The organism is Exiguobacterium profundum (assembly GCF_042652865.1).
In the GTDB taxonomy this organism is placed as follows: Bacteria; Bacillota; Bacilli; order Exiguobacteriales; family Exiguobacteriaceae; genus Exiguobacterium; species Exiguobacterium profundum.
The window spans coordinates 519,659-530,729 of record NZ_JBHSHG010000001.1; the positions used below are offsets into that span (position 1 = coordinate 519,659).

Annotated in this window: 8 protein-coding genes; all 8 read left to right on the forward strand. The window is 46.9% G+C overall.

Annotation, left to right across the window (positions count from 1 at the left end; all coding sequences use genetic code 11):
• Positions 1-34: 34 nt before the first annotated feature.
• Positions 35-1,252: a M16 family metallopeptidase gene (locus tag ACFO4U_RS02675; protein ID WP_196430555.1), complete on the forward strand. Its 1,218-nt coding sequence runs from the start codon at positions 35-37 to the stop codon at positions 1,250-1,252.
• Between the two features lie 51 nt (positions 1,253-1,303).
• Positions 1,304-2,797, forward strand: coding sequence for a UDP-N-acetylmuramoyl-L-alanyl-D-glutamate--2,6-diaminopimelate ligase (locus ACFO4U_RS02680; RefSeq protein ID WP_230872800.1), 1,494 nt, complete (start codon positions 1,304-1,306; stop codon positions 2,795-2,797).
• Positions 2,798-2,800: 3 nt separating this feature from the next.
• Positions 2,801-4,054 carry a lipid II:glycine glycyltransferase FemX gene (locus tag ACFO4U_RS02685; RefSeq protein WP_214691047.1) on the forward strand — a complete coding sequence of 418 codons (1,254 nt, stop codon included), beginning with the start codon at positions 2,801-2,803 and terminating at the stop codon, positions 4,052-4,054.
• 11 nt (positions 4,055-4,065) lie between these two features.
• Entirely contained in the window at positions 4,066-4,704 is a 639-nt protein-coding gene (locus ACFO4U_RS02690; protein WP_260563679.1) for a M15 family metallopeptidase, read from the forward strand.
• 95 nt (positions 4,705-4,799) lie between these two features.
• Positions 4,800-6,467, forward strand: coding sequence for a ribonuclease J (locus ACFO4U_RS02695; protein WP_015881439.1), 1,668 nt, complete (start codon positions 4,800-4,802; stop codon positions 6,465-6,467).
• 61 nt (positions 6,468-6,528) lie between these two features.
• Positions 6,529-8,721 carry an FtsK/SpoIIIE family DNA translocase gene (locus ACFO4U_RS02700; RefSeq protein WP_215244040.1) on the forward strand — a complete coding sequence of 731 codons (2,193 nt, stop codon included), beginning with the start codon at positions 6,529-6,531 and terminating at the stop codon, positions 8,719-8,721.
• A 402-nt stretch (positions 8,722-9,123) separates the two neighbouring features.
• On the forward strand, positions 9,124-9,843 hold the full coding sequence (locus ACFO4U_RS02705; RefSeq protein ID WP_078146731.1) for a GntR family transcriptional regulator: 720 nt from the start codon (positions 9,124-9,126) through the stop codon (positions 9,841-9,843).
• A 130-nt stretch (positions 9,844-9,973) separates the two neighbouring features.
• The gene (locus ACFO4U_RS02710; protein ID WP_078147920.1) at positions 9,974-11,059 is read left to right on the forward strand and encodes a BMP family lipoprotein; all 1,086 of its coding nucleotides are present in this window, start codon (positions 9,974-9,976) and stop codon (positions 11,057-11,059) included.
• Positions 11,060-11,071: the final 12 nt, after the last annotated feature.

The following is an 11,071-nucleotide window of genomic DNA, read 5'->3' on the forward strand; positions in this document are numbered from 1 at the left end:
TTGGTGCGATGGCCTTTTTCATAGGAGTGAGAATATGGAATGGATGACACTAGAGAACGGTGTTCGAATCATCATCGAACCAATCGATGGTTCACTCAGCACCTCAACCGGGGTATTCATTAAAGCCGGAACACGTACAGAAACTTTTGAGAACATCGGTATCAGCCATTTGATTGAACATATGCTGTTCAAGGGCACCGCATCAAAAAGCGCAAAAGAGATTGCTTCCTTTTTCGATGAGCTCGGTGGAAGCGTCAACGCATTCACCTCGAAAGACCATACATGCTTTTATGTGAAGACGCTCGATGAACACGCGATCATGGCTCTCGACGTACTGACAGATATGCTGTTTGAGTCGGTGCTCGATGCACAGGAGTTGGAAAAAGAAAAGCGTGTCGTTGTGGAAGAAATTAAAATGTATGAGGACACGCCGGAAGATCTCGTTCATGAACTATTGGCCATTGCGGCGTATCGTGACGATATCCTCGCTCAACCTATTTTAGGGACGGAGGAGAGTGTCAATCGATTGACACGTGACCAGCTCGTCGAATACTTACAGGAACAGTATACGGCCGAGCAAATTGTCGTCTCGATTGCAGGTCATGTTTCTGAAGAATTGATTGAGGCGGTAAAACGTAGGTTTGCTCACATCCCTTCTAGGGAATCGTCGAAAGAAATCAATCAACCGGAACTGTTCCATGACACATTGTCGAAACAAAAAGAAACGGAGCAAGCCCACCTCTGCTGGAACTACGAAGCGATTCCCGCGACGGATGACCGTTTGCCTCACTTGGCATTGATGAACAACGCAATCGGCGCGACGATGTCTTCGCGTTTATTCCAGTCCATCCGTGAAGAAGAAGGGTTAGCTTATTCCATTTACTCTTACTACACGACGTTTTCCGATCACGGTACGTTTACCATTTATGTCGGTACGTCACCGGATACGTTAGAACAAGTCGAAGTCATCCTTGAGAGAGAGATGAAGCGACTTGTCGCAGAAGGTTTGACTGCTGAGGAAGTAGACAAAGGCAAGCGACAATTGAAAGGATCGATCGCCCTCGGGAATGAAAGTTCGAGTGCCCGCATGAACCGGAACGGACGGAACTTGCTATTGCTCGACGAAGTCGAGCCGATTGAACAAGTGATTGAGAAAGTAGAACGGATTGAACGCGATGAGGTCAATGCATTGATTCGTGAGGTGTTGAACCATCGCCCGGCGAAGTCATATGTCCTCCCAAACGAAGCGTGACTTGAAACCGAATTGTAAGTTCTCTACACTGATTAAGAGGTATTCTTTAGTTTGGATAGGATACAGGTGAAAGAAGGGAAAGACTTGAACTTAACGGATTTAGTGAAGACGATACAACTAATTAATCAACCAAATCTAGAAGGCATCGTCGTGACGCATGTGACGACGGACTCGCGAGAAGTTGTGCCGGGAACGCTGTTTGTCGCCATCAAAGGCTATACGGTGGATGGGCATGAATATGCGGCACAAGCGGTAGCGCGAGGCGCGGTGGCAGTCGTTAGCGAACGACCGCTCGACCTGTCAGTGCCAAACTTGATTGTGCGTGACAGTTCGCGTTCAATCGGGTTGTTGGCTTCGGCCTTTTATGCGTATCCATCTGAACAGATGCGACTGTTCGGGATCACGGGAACGAATGGGAAAACGACGACGACGACGATTTTACGAGACGTCCTCGATGTCCTCGGTCATTCAACCGGTTTGATTGGGACCGTTGAAGTACGCATCAACGATAAAATCGTTCCAAGTAAAAATACGACGCCTCAAAGTTCAGAACTTCAACAGTTATTGGCACAAATGCGTGATGAGGGCGTGACGGACGTGATGATGGAAGTGTCCTCACACGGTCTTGAGCTCGGACGTGTCATCGGAACTGATTTTGACATCGTGGGCTTCACGAACTTGACACACGATCACCTAGATTTTCATGGAACGTTTGAAAACTATGCACGTGCAAAAGGGTTATTGTTCGCTCAACTCGGTCAAATGGCCTCACGTGGAAAAGTAGCCGTCTTGAACGCGGACGATGCACAAACGCCTCTTTATGAGACGATGACCGGTGCGAAAGTAATAACATATGGGATTGATGCGCAAGCAGACTTGATGGCAACGGACATTGAACAGACGTTGTCTCAGACCAGCTTTACATTGAATTACCAAGGCGCAAAACTTCCGGTAACGGTCCAGTTCATCGGTCGTTTCAACGTGTACAATCTATTGTTGGCGACGGGTTGTCTTCTCGCTGCCGGTTACTCGCTTGAGCGAATTGCAAAAGCACTTGAGATGATTCATCCGGCCAAGGGACGGATGCAACGTTTAGACGTCCCAGGTTACAACGTATATGCGGACTATGCTCATACACCTGATGGCATCGAACAGTGTCTGAAGTCGCTCGTCGGCGTACCAAAAGAAAAGATTATCTTTTTGATTGGGACAGGTGGAAACCGTGACGTCACAAAACGTCCGGCAATGGGCGAGATGGCTTCGTCCTATGCCGGTACCGTCATCATCACGACAGATGATCCACGATTCGAAGCGTATGAGTCCATTACAAAAGGGATTGCGGCCGGGATGACCCATGACAACTTTGTTGAAATCGGGGATCGAGAAGAAGCGGTCCGTTATGCGGCCCGTTTAGCGAAACCGGACAACATCATCGTGCTAGCAGGGAAAGGGCACGAAAAGTACCAAATTATCGGAAATGAAAAATTGCCGCTCGACGAAGAGGCGATTGTACGAGCGACCATTTTGAATACGGAGGAAGCATGATTTATGGCAGTACAACCAATTACGTTGACAGAAAAAGAACATGACGACTTCGTCAAAACACACGACCGTGGAGATTTGTTGCAACTATCGAGTTGGGGAGATGTGAAGCGCCAAAATGGCTGGACTTCAGAACGTGTCGCGGTTGCGCGAGACGGCGTGACGTCCGGTGTCGCTTTACTTTTGTTTAAACGTGTCCCGAAATTACCATACACATTGTGTTATGCCCCACGCGGATTTGTCGTGGACTACGAAGATTTGGCATCGCTGCAGGCGCTCGTGAAAGAAGCGAGACGTGTCGCGGTGGCACATAAAGCCATCGTCGTAAAAATCGATCCAAACATTGATCGCGATGAGATGCCAGGGCTATTGACCGAAATGGCTGCCATCGGGTTTAAACATAAGGGATATGGCGGTGGATTTGATTACGCCCAACCTCGTTTTACCATGGAAACGGATTTGCGCCCGAGTGAGAAAGATATTTTTACGAAATTCCATCATAAGTTCCGCTACAACGTCCGCCTCGCGGAGAAAAAGGGAATTGTCTGCAAGGAGGTCGGTCGTGACGGACTCAAAACGTTCGCCGATTTGATGAAAGTAACAGGGGAACGTGACGGATTCGCTACGCGAGGGCTCGATTATTTTGAGAACCTATACGATTGTCTGCAACCGAACGATGCCCGTCTCTTCTTGACAACCCTCGAACCGAAAATCGCACTCGAACAGCAACAGGCAACGCTAGAAAAAGCGAAGAAAGAGTTGGCGAAGATTGAACGGGGTCTTGAGAAAGAAACGATTGAGAAGAAGCGTAACAGTCTTTTGAACCGCAAGGAACAGACGGAAGCACAAATTCAGAAAGCGGAGCAAGCCCTCCCTGAGCTGGTCGAACTTGATCAGACCTATCCGAACGGGCTCGTCTTATCAGGTGGTCTGTTGACACTCGCAGGACGGCGCTCTTATTACTTATACGGAGCCTCGTCAAATGAATTCCGTGAATTTATGCCGAACCACTTGATGCAGTGGACGATGATGCAGGCGGCCAAAGAGAGTGGCGCCGAGCGATACGATTTCGGCGGGGTATCAGGAAGTACGGACCCGGATGATGAGTATGCTGGTCTATACGCATTCAAATCGGGATGGGGAAGCGACATGATTGAAAAGGTCGGGGAATTCGACCTCGTCTTGAATCGTCCTTTGTATATGGCTCTCGAAAAAGGATTGCCACTCTTAAAAGGACTGCGTAAACGGTTAAGAAGATGAGGTGGACAGGCGTGTTATCTCTTGCAATGATCGCCTTTCTGATTGGCATTACGCTCGCTTACTTTTATATGCAACCGGAACCGGTGCCTTGGGTAGATGAACCGACGTTTGAAGCGGATATGTGTGTGCGGGACGTGGAGGAAGAAAATGCGATCTTGACAAGGTCGAAGATTGATTTTGACCGGTTGCATCCGTTAGTCGCCAATCGGGGAGAATCGTTCATTCGATTAGCCCATTCTTGTCTAGACCTTGAAGTACGCCTCACTTCTGGATACCGTTCTGCCAAGGAACAGAATGCACTGTATGCGCAAGGACGGTCTGAACCCGGGCAAGTGGTGACCAATGCTAAGGCGGGTCAGAGCTATCATAACTACGGTCTTGCTGTGGATTTCGTCATCATCCATAACAATAAGACCGACTATGACCTGAATACGGATCGTAATCGGAATGACATTCCTGACTGGCAAGAACTCGGGGAGTTAGGGAAGGCGCTCGGGTTTGAATGGGGCGGAGACTGGAACTCATTCCCGGACTATCCTCACCTCCAGATGGACTTCGGTTTGTCGATTCGTCAACTTGTTGCAGGGAAACGACCTGACAAAGAAGAGACGGCACCTCTTGCCGATGCACTAAAACCTCTATTAGATTAAACGGAAATGTTGGCAATGAAGCCGTTTTCCGCTACAATATTCAGTAGCGATAAGGGGACGAAACAGAATATGAATCATTTAGGAGGTTTTTGTTAGTGTCAAAAAAGAAGACAGAGAATATTAGCGTCTTTGCGCTTGGAGGCGTAGGCGAAATCGGGAAGAACATGTACGTCGTGGAACTAGACGACGACATCTTCGTCATCGATGCCGGTCTAATGTTTCCAGGCGATGAGATGCTCGGGATTGATATCGTCATCCCAGACATCACATACTTAAAAGAAAATAAAGATCGTGTACGGGCGATTTTCATCACCCATGGTCACGAAGACCATATCGGTGGACTCAGCTACGTCTTACGCGACTTGAAACACGTCCCAGTTTACGGGACGAAATTGACCCTCGGGTTGATTGAATTGAAATTAAAAGAGGCCGGTTTGTTGAAAGAAGTCGACCTTCGCATGATTGATGCCAAAACGAAATTGACTATCGCTGATCATTTCATCACGTTTTTCCGCGTCAATCACTCGATTCCCGACTGCGTCGGCGTATGTATTCAAACGTCTCAAGGTGCGATCGTCCATACCGGAGACTTCAAGTTTGATTACACGCCTGTCGATGGTAAACAATCTGACTTCAATAAATTAGCAGCAATCGGACAACGTGGCGTTCTTGCGCTTCTTTCCGACTCGACGAACGCCGAGCGACCGGGGCAAACCGGTTCAGAGTCAATCGTTGGAGCTGAATTGAACGATGTCATCTATCAAGCGGAAGGTCGGGTTATCGTGGCATCATTCGCCTCGAACGTCCATCGCTTGCAACAAGTATTTGCAGCAGCAGAAGCGAATGATCGTAAAGTCGCGGTCGTCGGTCGTAGTATGGTCAACATCGTCGAAGTTGCGCAAAAATTAAACTACTTGCGCTTCAAGGCGAAGACTCTCGTTGAGTTGTCCCAAGTTAACCGTCTACCGGATAACAAGGTCGTCATTTTAACGACAGGTTCGCAAGGGGAGCCGATGGCGGCGTTGACTCGCATGGCACGTAATGCCCACAAGCAAGTCAACATTCGATTGAATGACACGGTCGTCATTGCGGCGACACCGATTCCAGGGAATGAGAAGTCGGTTTCTAAAACGATTGACTTATTGTTCCGTTCGGGTGCGAACGTCATTTATAATCAGCGAAAAGTCCACGTATCTGGACACGGTTCAGCGGAAGAATTGAAGTTGATGCTCAACCTTGTCAAACCGAAGTACTTCTTACCGATTCACGGCGAATATCGTATGCAGATGGCACACTCGAAACTCGCAGAACAAGTGGGTGTCAAACCGAACAACATCTTCATCGTTGAAAAAGGTGACGTCGTTGAGTTCACAGGTCGAAAAGCCCGCATGAGCCGAAAAGTCCCTGCAGGTAACGTCTTGATTGACGGAATCGGTGTTGGGGACGTTGGAAACATCGTCTTACGGGACCGTCGTTTGTTGTCACAAGATGGAGTTGTCCTCTGCGTGGTCACGTTGAATCGGAAACAGAAGAAATTGATTTCAGGACCTGAACTCATCTCACGTGGTTTCGTGTACATGCGCGAATCGGAGGAAATGATTTCAGAGGCAAACCGTATTGTCACGAAACAGATTGAAAAGAGTCTGCAGGCTGGCAGTGATTGGACCGAATTGAAATCAAATATCCGCGAGCGACTTAGCGTCTTCTTATTCGAGCAGACGAAACGTCGTCCGATGATCTTGCCGATCATCATGGAGATTTAATGGAATGAGAGTGAGGCAAAAGTCATCTGACTTTTGCCTTCTTTTTTTAGGAGGAACTGATGTGGCTCAAAAAACAAGAAAGACTCCCGTAAAGCGAAAGCGCCCAGCGACGCGAAATATGAGGAACCGTAAAAAACAATCGATTGCGCCACGTACATATGGGTGGGGATTCTTTGTCCTCGCCATCGTCGCATTCGTATTTGCCTTTTTTGATTTAGGGTGGATCGGTAAACAGTTATCTGATTTATCCGTCTATCTTTTTGGAGGATGGGGTGCGCTCACTTACTTGATGATGGCTGTGTGGTTATGGATTGTTCTCACTCCGATGAAACCGATGCGACGAGCGGGATTATTCGCAATGCTCGCCTCATTCTTACTATTCGGGGACTTACTTTGGGGAGAGGCAAGGGGCGGCATCAATGCCACTTTCTATAACTTGAACCAATATTTATTCTCAGACTTCGGGATTATCTTTTTAGGGATCGTCTGCTTCCTCGTCGGTGTCTCGTTTTATGCCCCGACTATTTGGGGGACACTCTTTCATCGCATGCAGGAATCCGTCACAGCAGTCAGAAACGAATGGCGAGCCAGACCGAAAGTGGAGAAGCAGCAAGAGGCGAAACGAACGCGCAAGACCTCACCTCGTCCAAAATTAACGGAAGCGCAATCGGACCCGGAAGTAGAGTCAGACGTGGTCACGATGCAAGACATTCCAATCGTCGGATTTAGTGAGAAAGTCGTAGCAGAAAAAAGAGAGACGGAAGATCAACCTCGAACGGATTCTTCGGAAGTCGATTCCACAATCACGACCGAGGAGATGATGATGACTGCGGCCCAAGATGTCTCGGATACATACGAGCTTCCGCCATTCTCGAATTTGAAAGAGCCCGTCATTACGGATTTGTCTGGTGAGAATGCACGATTGAAAGAAAATGCATCCAAACTTGTAAAGACGCTTAAGTCATTCGGGGTCGGTGTCAAAGTGTTAAAGATTCACCTTGGTCCAACCGTCACAAAATATGAACTACAACCGGATATCGGTGTGAAAGTCAGTCGCATCACCTCATTAAGTGATGATTTGGCATTGGCGCTCGCTGCAAAAGATATTCGGATTGAAGCTCCGATTCCGGGTAAAGCCGCTATTGGTATTGAAGTGCCGAACCAGAAGGTCGCACCGGTATGCTTACGTGAAGTACTGGAAGCGGAGCCGGTGAAACAAGATGACTCGAAGTTGCTCGTCGCACTCGGTCGGAGTATCAGTGGCGAGACGGTTGGGATCTCTCTCAATAAAATGCCGCATTTGCTTGTTGCAGGATCGACAGGATCAGGTAAATCTGTCTGTATCAACGGCATGATCGTGTCACTCTTGATGCGTTCTCGTCCGGATGAGGTCCGACTCATGATGATTGATCCGAAGATGGTCGAGTTGAACGTCTATAACGGAGTGCCACACCTGTTGACACCGGTCGTCACGGATCCGAAAAAAGCCGCCCAGGCACTGAAGCAGGTCGTCGCAGAAATGGAACGGCGGTATGAACTGTTTAGTCGATATGGAGTTCGCAATATCGAAGGTTACAATGAACTCGTCGATCAGTCGGATGACGAGGATGCGAAACGTTTACCGTTCATCGTCGTAATCGTCGATGAATTGGCGGACTTGATGATGGTGGCATCAAATGATGTCGAAGATGCCATCATGCGACTTGCACAAATGGCACGGGCTGCGGGTATTCATATGGTCCTCGCGACACAGCGCCCATCTGTCGACGTCATCACAGGAGTCATCAAGGCGAACATTCCGTCCCGCATCGCCTTTGCCGTCTCTTCTCAAACCGATTCAAGGACCATCCTTGATGGTGGCGGGGCGGAAAAGTTGCTTGGACGCGGTGACATGTTGATGCTTGCAAACGGAATGAACAAGCCGGTCCGTGTACAAGGTGCATTCGTCTCCGATCAAGAAGTCGAGACGGTCGTCAATCATGTCATCGCGCAACAACGTGCGCAATATGTGGAAGCGATGATGCCAAAAGAAGAGGAAGTGACGACGATTGATTCGGATGATTCATTGTTCGGAGAAGTCGTGCAATTCGTCATGACACAAGAAACGGCATCAACTTCGATGATTCAACGCAGATTCCGAATCGGGTATAATCGTGCCGCCCGTTTGATTGACTCACTTGAGGAAGCCGGGTATGTCGGTCCATCAGAAGGTTCGAAACCGAGGAAAGTACTCATTCAAGAGCAAACAGAATAATAATAAAAAACGAACGATTATATATCAGTATATATAATCGTTCGTTTTTTAATGCTATTTATACGATATAGAAATATTCGCTCTATCCTTAGATGTTCGCTATAATATAAATGTAATATAGCACATATGTCCTATATACTGAATTAGTACATACTTTTAAAAACTACTGAAACGCTTACATTTTTTAATAACGTTTACATTTTACAAAAGTTTTTCAATGGGGATGAAAATGAGTAAATTGGACTCAAAGGTACGGTTCGGCATGTTCCGAAAAAATATTTCCCTGATTCCGAACAAAAACTATTGCGTTCTAATTCTCGAATCCCTATACTTAATATTGGCAAGGACATTCATACGTCAGATGTCTGAGCACTGGTAAGTAAATTAAAGGTGGTGAGGCCAATGTCGATTAAGCTCGATCATCGATTGCTCTATCTTCGAGTGATTGAGAAAATTAAGCAAGATATCGACGCTGGTGTCTATCGTGAAGGGGAGAAGTTACCTTCAGAATTTGAACTTTCGAAGCAACTTGGAGTCAGTCGAGCGACACTTCGCGAAGCGCTCCGGATTCTCGAAGATGAGAAATTTGTCGTGCGAAAGCATGGGGTAGGAACATTTATCAGTTCTAAACCGCCATTCACGTCAGGAATTGAAGAATTGTTCAGTGTCACTGACATGATCACACGAGCAAAGATGACACCAGGAACGAAAGTATTGGTGGCCGAGAAAGTGTTGGCAACAGAGAGAGAAGCCGAGCGTCTCAAGATTGAGCCGAACTCACCGATTTATCGAATTGTACGAATTCGATATGCGGACGACACACCGGTTGTGTATTGTGTCGATAAAGTGCCGGCCCATCTCGTCTCGAATCCTGAGGCATTGACTGAAGGGAAATCTTTGTTTGATTCTCTCGAAAAAGAGGTAGGACGTCGAGTCGCTTATGCGATCACGCACATCGAACCGAGTGTCAGCGCTGAAATCTCGTCACAACTTCAGACGGACCAACCGTTACTCGCTTTAAAACAATTGCATTATGATGAGAGTGATTTACCATTACTCGATTCGGCCAACTTTTTCCGTGCTGATCGATTCGACTTCCATGTCGTACGTAAACGAGTTTAAACGAGCAGTTTCTGGACGGAAGAGTTATTTTTGGGGAATAGCGTGAAAGCGCTTTCTTATACCGGTGTAAAGACTACTGATAACATGACAACAAAAATTGTTATGAACCGAAAGGGGAAACACGACGATGATGAACAAAAAGAAAACGATTCTCTCAGCTTTAGCAGCAGGACTCACACTCTCTACAGTACTCGCAGCATGCGGTGGAGATGACAACGAAGGCTCATCTTCAAACGGTGAAGGCGGAGAAGGTAGCGACTTCAAAGTTGCAATGGTCACGGATACTGGTGGTGTTGATGACAAGTCATTCAACCAATCAGCTTGGGAAGGTTTGAAAAAGTTTGGTGAAGAAAATAGCTTAACTGAAAACGAAGGATATAAATATCTTCAATCAGCAAAACAAGCAGACTATCAGCCTAACTTGCAACAATTGGCACGTGATCAATTTGATTTGATCTACGGAATCGGTTTCTTGATGGCAGAGGATATCGGAAAAGTTGCAGAACAATTCCCTGATAACAACTTTGCAATCGTTGACTCGGTTGTAGATGCACCGAACGTTGCTTCAATCACGTTTAAGGAACAAGAAGGTTCATTCCTCGTAGGTGTAGTAGCTGGTCTTACAACGACGACTGATAAAGTTGGTTTCATCGGTGGAGTAGAATCAGACTTGATCAAGAAGTTTGAAAATGGATTTAAAGCTGGTGTCATGGCTGTAAACCCTGATGCGACAATCGACGTAAAATATGCTGAAGACTTCAACTCAGCTGAAAAAGGAACTGCAATTGCGTCAGGTATGTATGGATCAGGATCTGATATCATCTATCATGCAGCTGGTGGTACAGGTGTAGGTGTATTCACTGAAGCGAAAAACCGTAAGAAAAACGGTGAAGAAGTTTGGGTCATCGGGGTTGACCGTGACCAGTACGAAGAAGGTCTTCCAGAGAACGTTACTCTTACGTCAATGGTTAAACGTGTAGATACAGCGACACTCGAAGTGTCGAAAATGGCAATGGACGGTAAGTTCCCAGCTGGTGAAGTGGTTGAATTCTCACTTAAAGATGAAGGTGTAGGAATCGCACCAACTTCTGAAGAAAACGTTGCTGCAGACGTGCTCACTAAAGTTGATGAGTATCGTCAACAAATCATCGATGGTGATGTTGTTGCACCAGCAACTGACGCTGAGTTCGAAGAGTTCATGAAAAACGTAAAATAATTTGTTTGAGTT

Coding starts and splice junctions, on each gene's coding strand:
- ACFO4U_RS02685 (WP_214691047.1), top strand. CDS start 2,801: ATGGCAGTACAACCAATTACGTTGACAGAAAAAGAACATGACGACTTC.
- ACFO4U_RS02705 (WP_078146731.1), top strand. CDS start 9,124: ATGTCGATTAAGCTCGATCATCGATTGCTCTATCTTCGAGTGATTGAG.
- ACFO4U_RS02675 (WP_196430555.1), top strand. CDS start 35: ATGGAATGGATGACACTAGAGAACGGTGTTCGAATCATCATCGAACCA.
- ACFO4U_RS02710 (WP_078147920.1), top strand. CDS start 9,974: ATGAACAAAAAGAAAACGATTCTCTCAGCTTTAGCAGCAGGACTCACA.